18 protein-coding genes are annotated in these 20,567 nt (G+C 39.2%); 6 read left to right on the top strand and 12 right to left on the bottom strand.

Annotated elements, in window-relative coordinates:
* Positions 1-139: 139 nt before the first annotated feature.
* Positions 140-1,423, top strand: coding sequence for a PepSY-associated TM helix domain-containing protein (locus BTO08_RS03785; protein ID WP_105059958.1), 1,284 nt, complete (start codon positions 140-142; stop codon positions 1,421-1,423).
* 56 nt (positions 1,424-1,479) lie between these two features.
* Here the strand turns inward: BTO08_RS03785 and BTO08_RS03790 are convergent, their stop codons facing one another.
* Both BTO08_RS03790 and BTO08_RS03795 read right to left on the bottom strand, forming a co-directional pair.
* Positions 1,480-1,947 (bottom strand): RNA methyltransferase, encoded by a 468-nt coding sequence (locus BTO08_RS03790; protein WP_005368466.1) that lies wholly within the window; start codon positions 1,945-1,947, stop codon positions 1,480-1,482.
* A gap of 107 nt (positions 1,948-2,054) precedes the next feature.
* Positions 2,055-2,390, bottom strand: coding sequence for a PBPRA1643 family SWIM/SEC-C metal-binding motif protein (locus BTO08_RS03795; protein ID WP_105059959.1), 336 nt, complete (start codon positions 2,388-2,390; stop codon positions 2,055-2,057).
* Positions 2,391-2,994: 604 nt separating this feature from the next.
* Here BTO08_RS03795 and zwf point away from each other — a divergent pair.
* The 4 genes from zwf to BTO08_RS03815 all read left to right on the top strand — a co-directional run bounded on the left by zwf (position 2,995) and on the right by BTO08_RS03815 (position 8,173).
* Complete coding sequence (gene zwf / locus BTO08_RS03800; protein WP_105059960.1) at positions 2,995-4,494, top strand: glucose-6-phosphate dehydrogenase; 1,500 nt, start codon at positions 2,995-2,997, stop codon at positions 4,492-4,494.
* A gap of 2 nt (positions 4,495-4,496) precedes the next feature.
* Positions 4,497-5,222, top strand: coding sequence for a 6-phosphogluconolactonase (gene pgl, locus BTO08_RS03805; protein ID WP_005368460.1), 726 nt, complete (start codon positions 4,497-4,499; stop codon positions 5,220-5,222).
* A gap of 1 nt (position 5,223) precedes the next feature.
* On the top strand, positions 5,224-6,672 hold the full coding sequence (gnd, locus tag BTO08_RS03810) for a decarboxylating NADP(+)-dependent phosphogluconate dehydrogenase (protein ID WP_105059961.1): 1,449 nt from the start codon (positions 5,224-5,226) through the stop codon (positions 6,670-6,672).
* A gap of 343 nt (positions 6,673-7,015) precedes the next feature.
* Positions 7,016-8,173 carry a hypothetical protein gene (locus BTO08_RS03815; protein ID WP_105059962.1) on the top strand — a complete coding sequence of 386 codons (1,158 nt, stop codon included), beginning with the start codon at positions 7,016-7,018 and terminating at the stop codon, positions 8,171-8,173.
* A gap of 282 nt (positions 8,174-8,455) precedes the next feature.
* Here BTO08_RS03815 and torA read toward each other — a convergent pair whose 3' ends face one another.
* From torA to BTO08_RS03845, 7 genes are all read right to left on the bottom strand, one after another.
* Positions 8,456-10,924 carry a trimethylamine-N-oxide reductase TorA gene (torA, locus tag BTO08_RS03820; RefSeq protein WP_105059963.1) on the bottom strand — a complete coding sequence of 823 codons (2,469 nt, stop codon included), beginning with the start codon at positions 10,922-10,924 and terminating at the stop codon, positions 8,456-8,458.
* 23 nt (positions 10,925-10,947) lie between these two features.
* Positions 10,948-12,126 carry a pentaheme c-type cytochrome TorC gene (gene torC / locus BTO08_RS03825; protein WP_105059964.1) on the bottom strand — a complete coding sequence of 393 codons (1,179 nt, stop codon included), beginning with the start codon at positions 12,124-12,126 and terminating at the stop codon, positions 10,948-10,950.
* Positions 12,127-12,168: 42 nt separating this feature from the next.
* On the bottom strand, positions 12,169-12,345 hold the full coding sequence (gene torE, locus BTO08_RS03830; protein WP_105059965.1) for a trimethylamine N-oxide reductase system protein TorE: 177 nt from the start codon (positions 12,343-12,345) through the stop codon (positions 12,169-12,171).
* A 426-nt stretch (positions 12,346-12,771) separates the two neighbouring features.
* Positions 12,772-13,875: a phosphoribosylaminoimidazolesuccinocarboxamide synthase gene (locus BTO08_RS03835; RefSeq protein WP_105059966.1), complete on the bottom strand. Its 1,104-nt coding sequence runs from the start codon at positions 13,873-13,875 to the stop codon at positions 12,772-12,774.
* A gap of 21 nt (positions 13,876-13,896) precedes the next feature.
* The gene (locus BTO08_RS22285) at positions 13,897-14,046 is read right to left on the bottom strand and encodes a hypothetical protein (RefSeq protein WP_198038406.1); all 150 of its coding nucleotides are present in this window, start codon (positions 14,044-14,046) and stop codon (positions 13,897-13,899) included.
* 26 nt (positions 14,047-14,072) lie between these two features.
* A complete protein-coding gene (locus BTO08_RS03840) occupies positions 14,073-14,837 on the bottom strand; it encodes a metal-dependent hydrolase (RefSeq protein WP_005368452.1) in 765 nt (254 codons plus the stop codon).
* Positions 14,838-15,074: 237 nt separating this feature from the next.
* The gene (locus BTO08_RS03845; RefSeq protein ID WP_045084351.1) at positions 15,075-15,782 is read right to left on the bottom strand and encodes a hypothetical protein; all 708 of its coding nucleotides are present in this window, start codon (positions 15,780-15,782) and stop codon (positions 15,075-15,077) included.
* 244 nt (positions 15,783-16,026) lie between these two features.
* Here BTO08_RS03845 and BTO08_RS03850 point away from each other — a divergent pair, with 244 nt between their 5' ends.
* Positions 16,027-18,348 carry an ATP-dependent helicase gene (locus tag BTO08_RS03850; RefSeq protein WP_105059967.1) on the top strand — a complete coding sequence of 774 codons (2,322 nt, stop codon included), beginning with the start codon at positions 16,027-16,029 and terminating at the stop codon, positions 18,346-18,348.
* Between the two features lie 38 nt (positions 18,349-18,386).
* Here BTO08_RS03850 and BTO08_RS22480 read toward each other — a convergent pair whose 3' ends face one another.
* The 3 genes from BTO08_RS22480 to BTO08_RS03855 form a co-directional block, all read right to left on the bottom strand.
* Positions 18,387-18,518: a hypothetical protein gene (locus BTO08_RS22480; protein ID WP_277949254.1), complete on the bottom strand. Its 132-nt coding sequence runs from the start codon at positions 18,516-18,518 to the stop codon at positions 18,387-18,389.
* 352 nt (positions 18,519-18,870) lie between these two features.
* Positions 18,871-19,020 (bottom strand): hypothetical protein, encoded by a 150-nt coding sequence (locus tag BTO08_RS22290; protein WP_198038407.1) that lies wholly within the window; start codon positions 19,018-19,020, stop codon positions 18,871-18,873.
* 293 nt (positions 19,021-19,313) lie between these two features.
* Positions 19,314-20,558: a dicarboxylate/amino acid:cation symporter gene (locus tag BTO08_RS03855; protein ID WP_105059968.1), complete on the bottom strand. Its 1,245-nt coding sequence runs from the start codon at positions 20,556-20,558 to the stop codon at positions 19,314-19,316.
* Between the last annotated feature and the right edge of the window lie 9 nt (positions 20,559-20,567).

Raw genomic sequence — 20,567 nt, forward strand, 5'->3', positions numbered from 1 at the left:
CTATCTTAATGAAAAGCCATAGTATAGATATGGCTTTTTATAGCACTAAAATCAAAAATAAAACTTTAGGAATAAAAGGCTTAGTAGATAACTGTTAAACTTTGTAGCACGGATTTAGCAACCAATATGGAATGGTTATATGATACAAGCACAAAGTATTCACAGTTGGTTATGGCGATGGCATATTATCGCTGGGATCATATCGTTACCTTTTATTTTTTTATTATCAATTACAGGTGCCGTCTATTTATTTAAAGTGGATTATGAGCAAAAAGCTTATAATAAATTCACGGATATCCAAGCTCTATCATCCTCCCTTTCTTATCAGCAGCAATATTCAATTGCCAAACAAGCCGCCCTGAAAAATAACGTTCCAGTTCCTAATAAACTGGTAGTACCTAGTGATTCAAATAAAGCAACAAAATTTATTGCTGGACGTTTTTCATCTGAAAGTTATATTTTCGTCGATCGCTATAGTGGTGAAGTTACCGGATTTTATGCAAGAAAAGATACATTAATGCAAAAAGTTCGTAAGCTTCACGGTGAATTACTCATAGGAAAAAGTGGCAGTTGGATTACAGAGTTAATTGCCAGTTGGTTAGTTGTGTTGATCATGACGGGGCTGTATTTATTTTTTCCTCGTTCGATTTCAAATATTAAGTCGTTATTTACTGTCAGAACAAAGTATGGAAAACGTATATTTTATCGTGACCTTCATACGGTAAGCGGATTTTGGCTTTCAATGGCGCTATTACTTGTTCTTGCCGGTGGATTACCATGGACAGAGTTGTTTGGTAATAATTATAAATCGCTACGAGATACAACAGGTACGGGTTATCCACAAGGGTATAACGGTAAAGGGTTTAAATCGAGTGACCAACAAGACGTTAATCCTCAAACGCTGGATGATGTTGTATTACAGGCACAACATAAAAAATTAGCAGGGACAGTAACGATTTCTATACCGACTAAACCCAGCGGTATATTCAGTATTAGCAATAGAGCAAAAGATATACATCAACAACAGAAGATCCATATTGATCAATATAGCGGCAAAACCATTGCTGAATATTCGTGGGATAAGGTGGGTATTCTTAGTCATGGTCGACAAATTGTTATGCGTATTCACCAGGGTGAATTATTTGGTCAAGCAAATTGGTTCTTTATGTTTGGCATTAGTGTGATGACTGCAATATTAAGCCTAAGTGCCTTAATATCATATTGTCTGCGTAAGCCGAAAAAGAGTTTAGGTTTACCGAAAGTGGCAGAAGATAAGAGAGTAGGACTTTTGCTATGGGGAGCAATAGTACTACTTGGTGTTGTTTTACCTATGTTTGGTATCAGTCTGTTGATTATTTTGACAGTATCTTTAATTACTAGAGTAATGCACAAAACAAGGAAGCTAACATCAGAAAATTCATAAAATTAAGCCACGATAGCTGATGATCCAGTTATCGTGGCTTTTTATGATTAATCGCGTTATTTGTGATTTGAAAAGTTATCGCCTTTAGCTAAACGATCATAAAGAATCACATTAACGGCAGCGGCAAGATTCATTGAACCATTCGTTGGTACATAAATCGTTTCACGACAAAAATCAGTAATTTCTTTTTTTAAGGTGCCGTCTTCAGGACCAAAGATATAGAAAGCACGTTTAGGGTGCTTATAGTCAGGTAATGCTTTTGCACCTTCGATTAAATCAACAGCAACGGGTACACAACCGATAGGAATGATTTTCTTTAAGTCTTCAACACCTATTAGTGGTATATCAAGTGATGCTTTTTTTGTATCAGTACAAAACTGTGCGGCATGATCATAACGTGTTCCCGTATAAAACACCGAGTTAACGCCATAACAGCCAGCTGCGCGCATAACAGACCCAACATTCTCTGGTGTTTTAGGATTAAATAGGCCAATACAAGAATAGCCTTGGCTTTTTTTACTCATACTTCTATCTACTTTAAATTACAGATAAACAAGTGTTTAACAGGTGCCAGTTAGACATTTATTTGAAGCTAAAAACAAAGCAGGTACGAATACCTGCTTTTTTGCTATTACTTACCACAGCACTTTTTGTATTTTTTACCGCTACCGCATGAACATGGGTCATTACGGTTGGGTGTCTTTTCAAAAACAGTGGTTTTTGGTTTATTTAAAATACCGTCTAGCTCAGCAATATCTTCTGCAATGTCAGCGTTGATCGTGATATTTGCAAACAGTTGGTTGTCATTAACTTGTTGCTGCACTTCTTGTTGACGTTCTTCGCTGTTCACAATCAATGTGAGTGGGTTGGTTTCCGTGCCCAGTTTGGTTTCGCGTTTCGTATTGTAACCAAAGCTTTCATATTTTGGTTTCTTTTCGATACGACCTTTAAAGAAGAATTTAGACATGGGATAACCTATTTACCATGAATTAACCCAAACCATAATCGTGGGTTAATTGTTACGAATAAAAAACCACCGCGAGGGTGGTTGAAATTGCGGGCATAATAACCGCCATTAGTGAGCTTATCAATAGTAACCCATATGCGGTATAAGGGATTTTTAACGACTAAGCGCAAGATAAAGCATGAATAAGAATGTGAATTGGTGAACGTTTAAACGTTTGCGTCAGTCAGGGTATCTTTTAGATTGACGATCGTTTCTAATAATGAGTACTTTAATGAAAAGTGCAAGAAGAAGCGGCGTTCAAAGGCTTAGCCTATTGGCATAATAGAAAATTTCGACTGGTACTGATAACAAATGTTGTTAACATAAGCCGTAATAATTTTCTGTATTAGTGATTTATCGTTGTGTAGTCAGCGATTTATGCATCGAGTTGATGTTAATAGTCATTATACTTTTTAACAAAAATAATAAGGTATAACGAAATTTTTTTATTTTTTTCATATTTATTCGTAACGAATGAAAAAAATACGGCATAATAAGGCCCCGTTATACCAAGCAATTGATTGCTGCCGCAGGTCTGAAGATCTGAAATTAATGGGAAAATGATATGGTTCAACCAGAAAATAACTCAATTGTAATTTTTGGTGCGTCAGGTGATTTGACACACCGAAAGTTAATACCTGCGTTTTATCACCTTTATGCTAATGGTTTATTGCCTGAAGATTTTGCAATTCTAGGGGTAAGTCGTACATCATATAGCGATCAAGAATTTCGTGATAAGTTAAAGCAATCTTTGACAGAAAATGAAAAAATCGATGAAGAAACATTGGTTAATTTTTGTCAGCATCTTTACTACCAAGCATTAAATACGTCTGATAAAGATGAATATGCAGTATTGAAAGAACGCTTAGATACTTTCAAAGAAACGCACAATACCCAAGGTAATGCCGTTTTCTACCTCGCGACACCACCAAGCCTCTACGGCGTGATCCCAGAATGTCTAGCCGCTCATGGCCTAAATGATGAAACGGAAGGTTGGAAAAACCTGATTGTTGAAAAACCATTTGGTTATGATCTAGAGTCAGCGATCTCATTAGATAAGCAAATTCATGCTTGTTTCCAAGAGCATCAAATTTACCGTATCGATCACTACCTAGGCAAAGAAACGGTACAAAATCTTCTTGTATTCCGCTTTGCAAACGGCATGTTTGAGCCGCTTTGGAATCGTAACTTTATTGATTACGTTGAAATCACAGCGTCTGAATCATTAGGCGTTGAAGATCGTGGTGGCTATTACGATGGTGCCGGCGCTGTTCGAGACATGTTCCAAAACCATTTGCTGCAAGTACTAGCAATGGTCGGTATGGAATCGCCTGCTGCAATTAATGCTGATTCTATCCGTGATGAAGTGGTTAAAGTGATGCAAAGCTTTAAACCATTATCAGATGATGATCTTAAAAATAACTTAGTGTTGGGTCAGTACACGGAATCAGATGCTCGTGGTAAGCATTTCTTAGGATATCGCCAAGAGCCCGGTGTAGCGGAAGACTCACGTACTGAAACTTACGTTGGTATGAAGATGTTTATTCAAAACTGGCGTTGGAATGGTGTGCCATTCTACGTCCGTACAGGTAAACGACTACCAACACGTGTGACGGAAGTGGTTATTCACTTTAAGAAAACACCGCACCCAGTGTTTGGTGAAAATGCACCAGAGAACAAACTGATTATCCGTATTCAACCGGATGAAGGGATTCTAATGAGCTTCGGTCTTAAAAAGCCAGGAGCAGGTTTTGAATCTCAAGAAGTATCAATGGATTTCCATTACGACAAGCTTGAAGAAACCAATATGCTGACGGCGTACGAACGCTTACTTCTTGATTGTATGAAGCAAGATGCAACCTTGTTTGCACGTACAGATGCTGTTCGCGCTTGTTGGAAATTCGTTCAACCAATTCTTGAATACAAAGAAAACCCAGAACACTTATTTGGTTATGCCGCAGGTACGTGGGGACCAAAACAAGCTGATGACTTACTTGCATCAAGTAATCGTGAGTGGCGTTTTCCTTGTAAGAATTTAGCAAACACTGACTATTGTGAGCTATAAGCATGATTAATTATCGCGTATTTGAAACACCGCAGGATGTTGTCGTTTCATTAGCTGACACCATGATGGCAATGAGCAAGCAGGTGAAGCCTGTCCATATATCGCTTTCTGGTGGTAGTACACCAAAACTGTTGTTTAAAACATTAGCGCAAGCACCTTATGCGAAAGATGTTAATTGGAGCAACTTACACTTTTGGTGGGGCGATGAGCGTTGTGTTGAGCCAACCGATCCGGAAAGTAATTTCGGTGAAGCAAACGAGTTATTGTTCCAACAAATCGATATTCCAGCCGGCAATATTCACCGTATTAAAGGTGAAGATGATCCTGCTGTAGAAGTGGTTCGATTTGCAGAGGAAATGGATGCAGAAATTCCACATAAAAATGGGTTGCCTGCATTTGATTGGATTTTATTGGGTATGGGAACTGATGGTCATACTGCATCATTATTCCCAAACCAAACAGACTTTGACGATCCTGAGCTTTCTGTGATTGCAACACATCCAGATAGCGGTCAAAAACGCATTTCAAAAACAGCGCGCTTACTTGAAAATGCGGATCGTATTACCTACCTCGTGTTAGGTGAAAGCAAAGCTGAAGTATTGCAAGAAATTAATAATACGCCTGCAGAAGCTCTTGCTTATCCTGCAGCGAAAATTAAAGCCGTAAATGGCAAAACAGAATGGTTTTTAGATTCAGCAGCGGCAAAACTGCTGGCGCAAGGAGAATAATATGAAAGGCGATATCGGTGTAATTGGCTTGGCAGTAATGGGCCAAAACCTGATTCTAAACATGAATGACCACGGCTTTAACGTTGTTGCTTACAACCGTACTGTAGCAAAAGTGGAAGAATTCCTTGAAGGTCCAGCAAAAGGCACAAACATCGTTGGCGCAACATCTCTTGAAGATCTTGTTGCTAAGTTAGAAGCACCACGTAAAGTGATGCTAATGGTTCGTGCTGGTGATGTTGTTGATGCATTCATTGATCAACTAATTCCACTATTGGATGAAGGCGATATCATTATCGACGGTGGTAACACTAACTACCCAGATACTAACCGTCGCGTAGCGCATTGCCGTGAGAAAGGCATCTACTTCATCGGTACTGGTGTATCTGGTGGTGAAGAAGGCGCTCGTTTCGGTCCTTCAATCATGCCTGGAGGCGCAGCTGAAGCTTGGGAAGCGGTTAAGCCTATCTTCCAAGGTATCTCTGCAAAAACTGATGCAGGTGAGCCTTGTTGTGACTGGGTTGGTAACGACGGTGCTGGCCACTTTGTTAAGATGGTTCATAACGGTATTGAATACGGTGACATGCAGCTTATCACTGAAGCATACCAGTTCATGAAAGATGGTCTAGGTATGAGTGCTGATGAGATGCAAGCAGTATTCGCTGACTGGAACAAAACTGAGCTAGACAGCTATCTAGTTGAAATCACAGCTGATATTCTTGGCTACAAAGATGAAGATGGTGAAGCACTAGTTGAGAAGATCCTAGACACTGCTGGCCAAAAAGGTACGGGTAAGTGGACTGGTATCAACGCACTAGACCTAGGTATTCCACTAACGCTTATCTCTGAGTCTGTATTCTCTCGTTGCCTGTCTGCACTTAAAGACCAACGTGTTGAAGCTGCAACTTTATTCGGCAAGACAATCACGCCAGTTGAAGGTGATAAGCAAGAGTGGGTTGATGCACTACGTCAAGCACTACTAGCATCTAAGATCATCTCTTACGCGCAAGGTTTCATGCTAATGCGTGAAGCATCGAACGAAAACGGTTGGGATCTAAACTACGGTAACGTAGCACTAATGTGGCGTGGTGGTTGTATCATCCGCTCTGCGTTCCTAGGCAACATCCGTGATGCGTATGAAGCGAACCCAGATATCGCATTCCTAGGTTCTGATGAGTACTTCAAAAACATTCTACAAGGTAGCTTAGCAGCATGGCGTAAAGTAGCAGCGAAATCTCTAGAGTCTGGCATTCCAATGCCATGTACGATTTCTGCGCTATCTTTCCTAGACGGTTACACAACAGCTCGTCTACCAGCTAACTTGCTTCAAGCTCAACGTGACTACTTCGGCGCTCACACTTACGAGCGTACTGACCGTCCACGTGGTGAGTTCTTCCACACAAACTGGACTGGTACAGGCGGCAACACTGCTTCTACTACTTACGATGTTTAATACCTAAATAACGTAAGCAAAAAAACCACCGTTCGCGGTGGTTTTTTTATATCTAATTTTTAAGTGTATGTTTTTTTTGTTCTTTTTTTTTGTTCTTTTTTTATTTGAACTAATGATATTGATAGCTTAGTCTGAAATCGGATTTCATTGAAAGGGGATATGGATCACTTTTACCATCTCGAAACAACAAGTAAAGAGATTGGGGATGTCGAAGAATATGTTTCAGAAAGTATAGACAGGAATAAACAGTAAGCTATCTGTTCACTGCTGCTGATGACTGTCTATGTTCTACTTAACTTGAAAGTTTAGCTTTAAACTTTTATGTCTATGAGACTAGGACGCTATGAAAATATTAAAAAAAACAGGACTTACTCTTTTTATTTTACTCTCGTCTGGTTCTGTATTTTCTGCTGATGACTCATCATTTTGGAATCAAGAACTCACGAATTTGATGAGAAGCTCAAAAGAAAATACGTTTGCAAACTGGAGTAACGATCCTTCCATTCAAGTTGGTGCCATTGGTTATTTAAACTATCTCACCGGTGAATTTACTTTAGTTAGTACAGATATGGTTGATGACCCTGTTTATTTTCTGACTAAACGTAAAGATGAAAAATGGGAGTTCTCATCAAAAAACACATCTAAAAATAGCAGTGAAGTAAAAGTTGACGGTGGATACTTAGATCCTAACTCAGGGGTTAAAGTAGACGTTGGAATGGAACACTCTTGGGTTTTTTCAAAAGCGAAAAGTTTAGCTGCGACGTATATTATTGCGGTAGAAGCGTATACTAATAATCCTTATGGTTTAGTTGCTGATAAATGGGATATTATAAAAAGTGCAGCCGAAAAAACACCGTATATTGACCATGAAACCGGAGATATTTCTCAAGGGTTTGGCTATATCAGTGGGGTAAAATGGGCTAGTCGTGGTGTTGCTATTGCGAGCAACGACGACGAAGGTCAGTACAGTATCGTAACCTCAGTGAATATGGCCTCACCAAAGAAAGATCAAATTGGTCTTACTCCAAAATTAATTTCTGAAAAAGGCAGTAATTCTGTTACTGCAACTAAATTCCCAGCAACAAGAGATGAAATCGGTGATCTGGTTCCTGTTGCTTTTACGTTTACTTCAATTGACGGTAAACGTCCAATTAATAATTGGACTCAACCAATTAATCAGTTAGAACTCATCATCAATAGTAAGCCCGGTAGTACGTATATAACCAAGTGGCAAGTAGCATATAAGACAGTAACGAATAAAAATATTCAGCACAAATCTGGTGCTTTCCCTGCACCACAAAGTGCTTCAGTTTATTTACCTAAAGATGCCGTAGATGTTCGGTTATCTATTAAGTTGCCAGGTGTTTTTTCAAGTAATAGATGTGAAGTCGTTTGGAAAGATCCTATTAATCAGTGGAATAAAGGTAAAAAAGAAGTGCAGACGTACGGTATATGGCCTGCAAATGCGTGGTGTAAAGAGCTGAAATCTTCTATTCGATAAGATGCTTTTATGACCCGCCCTGAGCTGACGGGTCTTTTGGTAGTGCTGCCGGAATTAGCCTGCTAGCGCATAAAATAGCTCAAATCACTATTACTTTCTTCTTTACTATTACTCATAACTCTTTCGTAATATCTGACATTGATTATTGCTATTGAATGATTGAATTGCTTTACCTCTTTCAAGAATAAGTATCTACAAGAGTAAAGTTTTACCAAATTTAAGAGTAAAAAAAAGCCCTAACAGACAGGTTAGGGCTTAAGGTTATTCAGACACTAATGGTAATTAGCTTACTTCAATTGGACCACCGAACGAGGTAACTGGTGGTAGCTCACCTTTAAACTTCTCGAAGTTCACAATACATGTTTGTGCGCTTGTTGCCTGCGCTAACTCTGATGTTGGAATATCGATAGTAAGAGTGTTTGGATCGCCATAAGTGTCGATCGCACCAATTTTTTCGTTAAGAGGGCCATACCATGCACCTTCTTCGATACGAACAATACCGCGAGGGTAGCTGTCAGTCAGCACTGCTCCAGCTAATAGCTGACCACGGTCGTTAAATACACGTACCACATCGCCATCTTTAATACCTTTTTCAGCAGCATCTTGAGGGTTGATGTAAACAGGTTCACGACCTTGTACAGTGTAAGTTGCACGGAACTCTTCCGATTCACACATTTGTGAATGTAAGCGCTTATCTGGGTGACAAGACTGCAGCCAGAATGGGTGTTTATCAGAACCTGGACCACCGTGAGAACGTTCTGTTTTTTCAAACCACATTGGGTGCTCTTGACAGTGTTCGTATTTGTAACGACCAATCTTACGGCTGGTGATTTCAATAAAGCCTGATGGTGTACCTAGAGCATTAATTTCAGGATCTTGACGGAAATCAGCATGACGTACCCAAGGCTTACCTGTACCAAAGTCTAAGAAACCTTGTTGCCAGAACACATCAAACTCGGGCATATCAAACTTACCCTTGTTCGCTTTACGACAATCGTTATAAAGCATGCGAACCCATTGCATTTCATCCATGCCACGAGTGTATTCGTTGTTCTTACCAAAGCGACGTGTCAGCTCTGTAAAGATCTCAAAGTCAGTTTTAGATTGGTAAAGCGGATCAACCAGTTTATGCATGGCCAGTAAACCACGACCACTGTATGAACCCATAACATCAATATCATTTCGTTCAAACTGGGTACATGCTGGCAGTACAATATCTGAGAAACGACAGGTTGCTGTCCAAGCAAAATCAATCGTTACAACAGTTTGTAGTTTTTGGAACGCTTTCTTCATGCGGTTACGATCTTGGTGGTGATGCCAAGGGTTGTTACCACTGATCACCATCATTTTGTAATCAGGAAGAATAACTTTTGAACCATTGTATTTAATTTCTTTGCCCGGCTCTAAAATACAGTCAACGAAACGTGCAACAGGGATAGTGCGGCTGTAACCGTTAAAATCATTGTTATCCCATTTCGGCTTTTGACCTTCATCGACGTTACGAGGGAAGCCACCTGGTGCAGCAAAGCCTGTTGAAGGTACACCGATACCAGAGTAGTGGTGACCATACGAAATACCACCGCCAGGAAGACCGATTTGACCAACCATCGCGGCAATAACCGCACCCATCCAGTATGGCTGCTCACCGTGCTCTTGACGTTGAATACACCAACCAAACAGAATTTGAGTACGCTCTTTAACCAGCATACGGGCAAAATCTTTAATTTGATCGGCTGGTACGCCACAGATCTCAGCAGCCCATTCAGGCGTTTTCTCAACCTTGTCTTTGGTTTCGCCTTTTACGTAACCAATGAACTCATCGAAACCAAGACAGTACATCTTGATGAACTCTTTATCGTAAAGGTTCTCGTTGTACAGGGTATGCGCTACACCTAACATAAATGCCACATCGGTTTGTGGATTAATGTATAGGTGTTTGTTGTTTAGGTAACGTTGGGTCTTATTCTTAACCGGATCGACAGAGATCACATTGATCTCACCGTTATCTACTTTCTCTTTCAGTTTCGCTAGGTATGGGAAAGATTCGTGAGTTTCACAGTTCCAACCTACCTGTAGGTTTTTCACCGGATCGTTTGCCCATAGCACCACATTTTTACTGTGTTCAAGGATTTCAGACCAAGAAGTACCTTGTGCGTAAACTTCTGTTGAGCCGAGCACGTATGGCATGATGGTTTGACCAGCACCTGTTGAGTAGTCGCCTACTTTAGTGATGTAGTTACCATGCATACCCACAGCACGTTGCATGTGGCTGGTACAGCTGTGGAACTGACCCGTTTGACGCCAACCCGTTTGGCCTGCATGCAATGCCCATGGACCGTAATCTTTTTGAATACGTTCCAGTTCACGATAGAACAAATCTAATGCTTCATCCCATGTAACACGGATAAAACGGTTATTACCGCGAGTTTCACCACTAAACTTATGTTTCTTAAGCCAATCTAAACGCACCATAGGGTAGCGTACACGAGATGGATTGTAGATTACGCCCTTAATGCCTTTTAGCATTTCGGTTGGGTTTTTATCTATTTCAATCGCTTCGATTTCTTGTACTTTACCGGCATAGATATGGGCGCGGAAAGCGCCCCAGTGTGAGCCGGAGTAACGCCATGTACCTTGACCAATTTGATCGTCTGCAAACACTTTTGATGATGCGAGTAGGCTAGGACCGATAACAGAAGCAGCACTTGTTGTTGCAAGGCCTTTAAGAAAACTTCTTCTTGATACAGACATATTTATTTTTACTCCATCAATACTTAGTGTTGTGCGTCAGAAAAATCAGAAGAGTGCTTCTGAAGGTATTTACGCACCACGGCTTCACTATCACGGTCAAAGTTAACGAACGCTAACATACCGTTGAACATTCCAGGCCAAGTATTGGCATCGAAGTGGCTTTCAGCAGGTTGAGTGTGACAAACTGAACAGTTAGTGGTGTAAGCTGATTTCGCTTTTTCCCAAACTGGCGTGATGTCATTAACAAGCGAGTCTTTTGGCATCCAGACTTTTGCTGTTACACGTTGCCAAGGAAGACCTGTTAGGTCATCAACTTTCTCTTCGTATTTATCGACAACCTTGTCGTTTTGCGCAGATTCTTTTAGGAGCGATGCAACAGGGATATTCATACCGAAGTCTTCTTGAATAACTCGGCCATAGCCCTTGTCTTTACGCCAACCTGCAATTTCAACTTCAACTGCGTTGTCAGTTTCATCAATAACTTTTACGCCAGAAGCAGGATTTAATAGGCCAGCTTCTACCTTCATGTCTTTATCTTCATAAACAGGAAGGAAACGCACGCTATACACTTCTTCGCCTTTGTTATACTTAGTATCGTGAGATAGCTGTACTAACTCTGAGATCATGCCACCACTGGTATCCATATCTTTCGGTAGGTGGTGAGCAATACCTTTGTGACAGTCCACACAGCTTTGATCACGCTCTGCCGCATTCTTCATTTGAACACGAGCAACAGGAGACATCTTAGTAAAGTCCATCCCTTTGTAGTCATGACAGTCTCGACATTCCTGAGAGCCATTCGCTTTAAAGCGTTCCCACTCATGTTGAGCCAGAACAATACGGCGCTCTTCAAATTTTTCAGGGGTATCAATGAAGCCAGCTACGTGAGCGAAGACTTCTTTACTTGCTTGAATTTTACGCGCGATTTTATCTGTCCAGTCGTGTGGAACGTGACAGTCAGGACAAGTTGCACGAACACCAGAACGGTTTTTGTCATGAATAGTGTTTGCGTATTCAGGTGCAACGTTTTCAGCGTGACAACCAACACAGAACTCTTCGGTATTGGTTGCTTCTAGTGCAGTATTAAAACCACCCCAGAAAATAACGCCAGCAATAAAGCCGCCAAGGGTTAATACACCTAGGCTAATATGAACGCTTGGACGTGATAAAGTCTGCCAAGCTTTAAGCAAAAATGATTTCATTATAGATTCTCTTATATGATGCTAACGGTGATTAATTAGGGATTAACCGCCATGTCCTGGTGGACCAAATACGAATAGTTGAAGCATCCAAACGGTAAAGCCGTAGCCCCCGACAAAGATGACGCTGAGAATTGGAAATAAAAAGACGACGATAAAAATGAACATCTTCCATTCTCGGCTACGAATTTGCTTGGTTTCCTGATCAGTCGCACTGCTCATACAACCTCCTAATTTTAAAAATGAGTAGTTATAAATATTTTTATTAAATCTATTTATATTGCGATCATAAAGTAACCACTACATACAATTCAATTAATACTTTAGAGTTATCCCTATGTTTTAAAGTGTTTTTTGATTTTGACCGTATACTTTAATAACAAAAGGCATAATAAGTTCAAATATTAAAAAATATAACAAAATATTTCATTTTAGGTGGGTAGGGGTTATTAGTGATTGTATTGCTTATTGTGTGATTGTAATAAAACCAAAGCAAAGTTGTGTTAATCGTTACTTGAATGTGCATGTGGGATTGTGTTATAGCAATTAATTGCTGCTGGGAATATGAATAGCATTAATAAGGTTTCTGGTGAAAAAATAGGCATTATATGAATGCCTATTTTTATTAAGAGTTACAATTTTTAAGGCTTAATCAATAAGCTGATATTCATTACGTAAAATATTAATAATTTCAGCTTTAGGATTTTTGCTTAATGTAATCTTTTTCCCTGTGATTTTTTCGGCAATACCGGTATAAACACGCGATATTTGCATTAGTACTTCTTGCGGTAATTCGTTGCCACTAGCTAGAGCAAAGCGTTCTTCCATACGATCTTTATTTAATAAAATATCTGGTTCTGGAAAGGTATTAAGCAGTACTTGGCGGAAATCTTCTTTTGAGTTTTCGACAATTTGACTATCGCGGTATGCTGCGCCATCCCAGATACGAGACGAATCGGGTGTACCCACTTCATCCATGTAAATGAGTTTTTCGTTGCCACTAGCATCTGTTACATAGCCAAATTCAAATTTAGTATCAACAAAGATTTGATCAATGTTTGCGAGTGCATCACTGATAACATTAAACCCTTCTGCCAATAACGTTTCATACTGGGTAATGTCATCAGTATTACGGAAGTTGAATGCAGCGAAATTGCTGACTAGATCATCACGAGTTACATTGACATCATCGGCTTCAGGAACATTCGGAATGCCTGTTAGAATACCTTTGGTTGATGGTGTCATGAGTAGTTCAGGGAGCTTTTGATCTTTTTCTAGCCCTTCAGGTAATTCTATACCACAGAAATGACGTTCACCTTTGCTGTATGCTCGCCACATTGAACCTGTAATGTATTGGCGACAAATGGCTTCAACCATAACGGGTTTTGCTTTTTGTACAATCCAAACAAAAGGGTGGGGGATATCAAGAATATGGCTATCGGCTAATCCATTATCTTTAAATAATTGAAACCAGTGATTAGATATCGCATTTAACGCAGCACCTTTTCCAGGGACTCCTTTAAGTCCTCCTTCTCCGTGCCAGATACAATCAAAAGCAGAGATACGGTCACTGATCACCATAATAGCGAGCGGTGCGTCGGGTTGGACGTTATAGCCTTTTTCTTTAATCAAACGTTGACTGTCAGCTTCTGTAAGCCAGTAAACAGAGCGTACCTTACCGCTATGAACGGGTTTATCAGTACGGATAGGGAGATCATCATTAACAGCTAAAACTTGATCGGCAAGGCTCATCGTGAAAGTCCTATTCAAAGATTACGCAGAAATGCAGAAGGATAATGACATGAATAAAATCACATCGTTATCAATCATCGTCATCGCATAATACAAGGTTAAGTAGGTGACTACCAGTAAAATAGCAAACGTTTGCCTTTGGTTTGAATAAAACAAAAAGGCGATAGACATTGGGATGTTTATCGCCTTGACTATGTTTAAAATAGCTGATGAATACTGCTTAATTTTTGTGGTGCTTGATGGATAAAGTGGTTTACCCATACTTGAATATCAGTCCAATTAAGCCATGCTGGACTAAACCTGAAGTGATGCCAATTGGTTAAAATATGCAATGTTTTATGATAAGACGGTGCGGTCGTAAAAAGTAAAACAATTGCTGCAATTTGCGCCAAGCTAATGAGAGGATTGCTAAGGGAAAAGGGCTTTAATGCTGTTCCGAATGATTTTTTTAGGCGTTGGTTGGAAAGATCAACACTGTAAATCTCATCTAACAACAAATGTACAAAACCACCAAAAAGAACAAATCCACCTGCGAGCCAACTGGTTTCTGCAGTATGTCCAATGATAGAGCTTACATGAACGCAGCATAGAGCAATGAGCATAACAAATGCAATTGAATGACAGCAACCGCGGTGGACTGTTCGGCGTTCAAAAACCGCTTTTCCCATATAGCGAATAGTAATAAACAGCGCTGCGGTATAAAGCAGTAACTCAAGCATCGTCACTTGAGTATAAATATGACTAATTAAAATAAAACAGCAAAAACCAGCCAAGATATTAAACAAGGCTTTCATCGATGTTGAATGATCTGAATCTATGTCAGGTAATAGGCCGCCAATGGTGCCGAGAAATGTCATCCAAATAGCCATCGTGGGCGAAATATGATCAGCCGATAAGAAGGCGGTAGCAGTTAAACCACTAGCAACGGCTGCAACACTGAAATGAGTAGAAAAGTTTGCCAAGAAGAAAATTCCAACTGGGTTTATATACAGTTGTGTTTATCATCATATGGTCATAAATTTCAACCAATATCACAATTCTAGCATGTGCTTTATGTTTATTCGGATAAATAAACAACGAAACGGAGTATTTATCTGTTAAGTATGTTATTGCGTTGACGATGAGAAAAAAGAGATAAAAAAGCCTTAGTAAAGTCGGAGTAACTTAACTAAGGCTCTAATTAACAGGGAGAGAAAAATTTATGCAGCGATAAATGCCGAGATAATACCGATCACACCACCAAAGACACCGCCCCACACCACTAACCAGCCTAAGTGCTCACTGATCATCTTTTGTACCATTTCTTTAACCATTTTAGGGGTTAATTCATTCAGGCGTTGATCGATAATTTCTTCAATCGTATCTTCGATATCATTGAGTGATTCAGGTTTAGCTAGTTGATCTTTAAGTGCCGCTTTAAAGTCATCTTGTTGGCTAATTTCGTTAACAGAATCCTGCATTTTTTCAATGAAAGGTTCGCGTAATGGTTGGAGTGCTTCTACGCCACCCATCATGGTTAGCATGCCACCAAATTGTGAATTCATGATCACATCAAGTAACGAATCGTAAGCTGGAGCAAAATCAATTTTTTGGATCACAGGTTGCAAGTTTAAATTGGTTGAGCTTGTCATTTCTTTATTAAGGAAGCGGCTAATGTTTTCCTGGGTAAAAAATTGCTCCATCATTAGGTTTTTAATGGCTGTTTTAAATTCTTCAAAACGAGCTGGAATAACTCCTGAACCGTAGAGTCCAGGTACCTTTTCAAATAACATATGAATGGCAAGCCAGTTTGTTAATGCACCAGAGAATGCGAATAAGCCACAATAAAGGATGACTTGCTGGTTTGTAAGGTAACCAATAGCTAGCAAGATAAGTGAAATAAGGTTTGTGAGTAAGCTTTTATTCATACGGGTTTATTCTCGGTGTGGAGCACACAGCTAATTTTAAAAGAGGTGAGCCAAGTCTTTATGGCTTATAGTGGGCAGATTTTAACAACAGACTATGCGCAATGCCACAATTAGCAGATTGATAGGTAATGGTTAGGTATATGTATTGTTCAACTGCTGTATATATCACCAGCAATGAATGTAAACCTAATTAAGGAATTGTTATACTCGCGTACTCACTTATCTACCATCACGTGGTGTTGTCATGACAAGCTTTACAGCTGAACAAACGGCTTTTATTAATCACCTATCTGGTAATGCATTATGTGTTGCAGGTGCGGGGACGGGTAAAACCACCACCTTGGTAGGGCTAGTTGAGAAAAAATTAGCGACAATTGCACCACAAAACATGTTGGTGTTGATGTTTAACCGTGATATTCGCACCGATTTTAAAGCTAAATTAGAGCGAAATAGTCACGGGGTGAATGTTCCCGTGCATACATTTCACAGTTTTTGTTATCAATTATTACGTCAATCAGGTTATTTAGCTGAGACGGGTTATCAAATTGATTTTAATAATGGTGAAAGTGATAAAACCATCGCGAAACAAATTTTGCGTCAAATGGCAGCGCAAGAGAAGTCGTACCAAAAGCAACAAACATTCAAAGATCCGCGCACCATTGAATTATTGATGAGTTTTATTGGCTTGGTAAAAGCGCATATGTTACCGCCAAAGGAAGTGTTTGAGCTATCTGATATTAGTGATGAATATCATTTTATTATTGAAGCGTATTGGAACTTCGAAACTATTCGTAAAGAGCGCAAACAGTTGTTCTTCGATGATTGGTTGGTAGAAAGTGTTAATTTACTGACTAATAATGAGGCGTTACGTGTTTACTATCATCAACAAATTCAATTTATGGTTGTTGATGAATTTCAGGATATAAACACCGCGCAATATCGATTATTAAAGCTGTTACTCGGTGAGCAAGCGCAATTAGTTGCTGTCGGTGATGTCGATCAGTGCATTTATAAATGGCGTGGCAGCGCTCCCCAATTTATGCTGAATTTTGAACAGGATTTTACGCCTGCAACCACCTATAGCCTGTCACATACATTTCGTTTTGGTCACAGCTTAGCGTTAGCTGCGAGTCACTTGATTGCAAATAACAAACAACGTTTCCACGATTTTCAAACGATCTCCCATCAGTCAGTCGCTGATACGCCTATAGAAGTGATAGGAACTGCGCGCCAAGTCGGCGAGATAGCACAATCTATTGCGGAATATATTGAACAAGGTGGAACACCTTCGGATGTCGCGATTTTAGTTCGCCGTTGGTCACAAACCATGTTGTTTGAATTAGCGTTTTTAACTAAAAATATTCCCTTTTATATGCCTGTTGGCTCAGTGTTATCAAATAGTCGAGAAGTGAAATTATTACTTGATGTGATGCGATTTGCCACTGGGCGCTACAATCAGTTTCAACCATATGAGAAAGCGACACTCGTCTTTAATATGATGTCTTTTCCACACTGTTATGTGCCAAATGCCAGTTTGCGACCGTTATGTGATGAGCTTGCTAATACGCCAATTGAGCAGTGGTTAGAGGTTGTGAAGAAAACGGAAAAGTTACAGCCAGCATTAAATCTTGATAATTTTACATCACGAGTAGAATTATTAATGATGCTTCGCCGTAAAGGGGGCTTTAAAGCATTAGATGTTTATCGTCAGTATCGTCGTGATAGCGAGTTAGATAATTGGATTTGGAAAACAGAAGCGACTGCATCAGAAATAGAAGAAGCGGTTGAACGACTTGATAGTGTTGAAACGGTATTGGCTTCGATGGATCAAGATTGTGAAAAAGCACTTCAGTATTTTGAGTATTATACGCAACGTTCTGATTCGTTACGCCAATCAGAATCCACCACAAGCAATGTGCAATTAACCACGATATTCAGAGCGAAAGGTTGTGAGTATAGTCAAGTACATTTACCGTATTGGGATAAAGATGCTTTTCCTTACGTTAATCGATCTTCTGTCGGTATTTCAGCGGATACGGAAGAAGAACGACGCTTGGCGTATGTCGCGATAACGCGTGCGAAACATAAAGCTAAAATTTACTATTCAGTTGAGAACAGTAAAAAAGATACTTATGTTCGCAAAGATAAAAACGCGAGTCAGTTTATTCTTGAATCGAAGGCGACACTTGCACAAGAAATTGGTCCTCAGCTTTATCTGGAAGGGACGTTACCATTTAATAAATCGCCGATTGTTCAAGGGTATTACCAACGTTTAGGACGGTTTGAGCAGATGCAAGCAGCGCCTGAGCCTGTAGAAATAGAGCAGCCAGCAGTCGGTAAGAATGGACAATTAAACTACAGTTTTTTGTGGGCAGTTGAACAACCGTTACCTAATAATGCAGAAAAACTTGTTCGTTCAATGGTGAAAACTAAAACAGCAAAATATTTAGAAACAGAGTTAAATAGAATATTACGAGAATTAAAAAAAGCAGATTTGACGAAAGAAAAAGTGTTGGTGAATCGACTTATCGTAATAGCTAAAGCAAAAGCGAGAAGATATAGCTGAATAGATAAGCCATTCATGATGGATTTAGCATAAAAACGCTATTCATGTTGATGGCTTGTTTTATGACCCGTATTTTGTGACATTGCAAAATCAAGACGATTTTTTAATGCTTGCTGTTTTTTTTCTTTTTTCTTTTTCTTTTTCATAGATTCGAGTAATTGTTTAATCATAGAATTATTCCTATGTCAGTTTAACAACTGTATACATTCTTAGCTGATAATAATTTAAAGCAATAGAAAATAGTATTCACATCGTCTTTATATAAATAATATACCCAAAAAGAATGACTGTTATTAAAAGCCTCGTTCATTATCGAGATTAACCATCCTTTTAGTTATAAATATCATAAATAGATTAAAGTTGGTTTATATGCCTAATTTTAATGTGAATTAAGATAATGGTGTTTTATGACGTAAAACATGAATATATTTTGTTTAGACTCACAAATAATTTACAATCTCAATAGTGACGGTTTTATTTATGATATTTAAATGATAAATGTTTTTATTATGATATCTATCATTAATCGAAAAAATAACGTTGTTCTCTATTATATCGAGCTTCACGTTGACCTAAGTTTTGTTGAATAACAAATTCAAGACGAGAGCGCAATTGTCGTGATTTATTAACTTTTCGGCTATGAAAAACGGTGTGAAGTAATTGTTTTAACATTCTAAACCTACTTGTTGTTTAGCTGTATAGTAAAAAATCGATTAGTTATTAAAATAACATCGTATTTAAGCTTCCCTATACGTTTAAATATATCAACCATTTCTGAACCTAAGTTGTATTAAATAACATAGGAGTTTACTTCCTAACCTAATCAATGATGTTAAGAATGATAAATATAAATAGGGAGTGATCTCAATAGCACTTATGTTAGGTAACGAGACTTATCATGTCAAAATCGAAAATTGCATCATAATATTGTGCAATTATGATGCATTTCCATTCTGAAGTTAACGTTATTTATTCTGCCATTTATCAATAACAAGCGCGGCAATTAAATCACCTTCAACGTTAACGGCTGTTCTAAAGGTATCTAATGGACGTTCAATAACCAATAAAATCGCGATTGCTTCTAGCGGTATACCTACAGCCAGTAAGACTAACTGCATACCTGACATAGAACCTGATGGCATACCCGGTGCACCAATGGAAGAGACCATTGCCATGATGAAAATCATGATTAAACCACCAGTACCAAGATCGATACCGTACATTTGAGCCAGAAAAATAGCAGCAACGCCTTCAAAGAGTGCAGTACCATCCATGTTCATAATCGAGCCTAATGGCAGTACCATACTGCTGGTAGACTGCGAAATATTAAGCTCTTCTTCTGCTGTTTGCATTGAAAGAGGCAGGGTAGCAGAGCTTGATGATGTTGCAAACGCCATTGCCATAGGCGCTGATAGAGCTTTAAACAAATGGCTGAATTTAATTCCAGTAGCAATCTTAGCGATAATCGGTAGTACGAATCCACCGTGGATCAGCGTTAGGGTAAATACCAATAAAGCAAAAAGAGCCAATTGACCAAAGATGGCATTGCCGCTTTGCAGCGTGAACTGGAAAACAATAGAAAATACGGCTAATGGTGCTAACTTAATGATCCACGAAACAACACGGTTAACAGCCATATTCACGCCATTAATCACATCAAAAACAGGATGCTCTTCAGGCAAGCTAGCTAATAGTGCAATACCTAATAACAATGCAAAAACAACAATAGCAAGTAAATTAGTTGTTGCAAGCGCCTGATAAGGATTGACCAATGCCATGTTAAATAACTTTTCAACAATCGCACCGCCTGACGCTGATGTTTGATCAATTAGCTGAACATGTTCACCAACTTTTACCGTTGAGGTATCAATAAGCTGTGGCCATTTAGGCAATGATAATGAAGTACCTAATGCTAAGCCAATAGCGAGGGTTGAAGTAAATGCATAAAAGGCTATGGTTTTACAGCCAAGTTCTTTTAGGCGAAGCGTTGAGCCTATGCTTGTAATTCCTCGTAATAGAGAAAATAAAACAACGGCGCCAACGAGCATTTTTAACAAACCAATATAGGTTGTCTTAGTCAACATTAATAATTTAAATGTCGTTGAGCTTTCAAACCCTGCAGATAATGGCAATGCTGATGCTAATGCCCATGCTAACAGCCCTGATATGAGTAATTGAAAAGGTAGTGATTTTAGTAATCTACGATGCATTAGAAACTC

The organism is Photobacterium angustum, from assembly GCF_002954615.1.
GTDB lineage: Bacteria > Pseudomonadota > Gammaproteobacteria > Enterobacterales > Vibrionaceae > Photobacterium > Photobacterium angustum_A.

Coding starts and splice junctions, on each gene's coding strand:
- BTO08_RS03855 (WP_105059968.1), bottom strand. CDS start 20,558: ATGCATCGTAGATTACTAAAATCACTACCTTTTCAATTACTCATATCA.
- pgl (WP_005368460.1), top strand. CDS start 4,497: ATGATTAATTATCGCGTATTTGAAACACCGCAGGATGTTGTCGTTTCA.
- torC (WP_105059964.1), bottom strand. CDS start 12,126: ATGAAATCATTTTTGCTTAAAGCTTGGCAGACTTTATCACGTCCAAGC.
- torA (WP_105059963.1), bottom strand. CDS start 10,924: ATGTCTGTATCAAGAAGAAGTTTTCTTAAAGGCCTTGCAACAACAAGT.
- BTO08_RS03785 (WP_105059958.1), top strand. CDS start 140: ATGATACAAGCACAAAGTATTCACAGTTGGTTATGGCGATGGCATATT.
- BTO08_RS03850 (WP_105059967.1), top strand. CDS start 16,027: ATGACAAGCTTTACAGCTGAACAAACGGCTTTTATTAATCACCTATCT.
- BTO08_RS22290 (WP_198038407.1), bottom strand. CDS start 19,020: ATGTTAAAACAATTACTTCACACCGTTTTTCATAGCCGAAAAGTTAAT.
- BTO08_RS22285 (WP_198038406.1), bottom strand. CDS start 14,046: ATGTCTATCGCCTTTTTGTTTTATTCAAACCAAAGGCAAACGTTTGCT.
- torE (WP_105059965.1), bottom strand. CDS start 12,345: ATGAGCAGTGCGACTGATCAGGAAACCAAGCAAATTCGTAGCCGAGAA.
- BTO08_RS03795 (WP_105059959.1), bottom strand. CDS start 2,390: ATGTCTAAATTCTTCTTTAAAGGTCGTATCGAAAAGAAACCAAAATAT.
- gnd (WP_105059961.1), top strand. CDS start 5,224: ATGAAAGGCGATATCGGTGTAATTGGCTTGGCAGTAATGGGCCAAAAC.
- BTO08_RS03845 (WP_045084351.1), bottom strand. CDS start 15,782: ATGAATAAAAGCTTACTCACAAACCTTATTTCACTTATCTTGCTAGCT.
- zwf (WP_105059960.1), top strand. CDS start 2,995: ATGGTTCAACCAGAAAATAACTCAATTGTAATTTTTGGTGCGTCAGGT.
- BTO08_RS03815 (WP_105059962.1), top strand. CDS start 7,016: ATGAAAATATTAAAAAAAACAGGACTTACTCTTTTTATTTTACTCTCG.
- BTO08_RS03790 (WP_005368466.1), bottom strand. CDS start 1,947: ATGAGTAAAAAAAGCCAAGGCTATTCTTGTATTGGCCTATTTAATCCT.
- BTO08_RS03835 (WP_105059966.1), bottom strand. CDS start 13,875: ATGAGCCTTGCCGATCAAGTTTTAGCTGTTAATGATGATCTCCCTATC.
- BTO08_RS22480 (WP_277949254.1), bottom strand. CDS start 18,518: ATGATTAAACAATTACTCGAATCTATGAAAAAGAAAAAGAAAAAAGAA.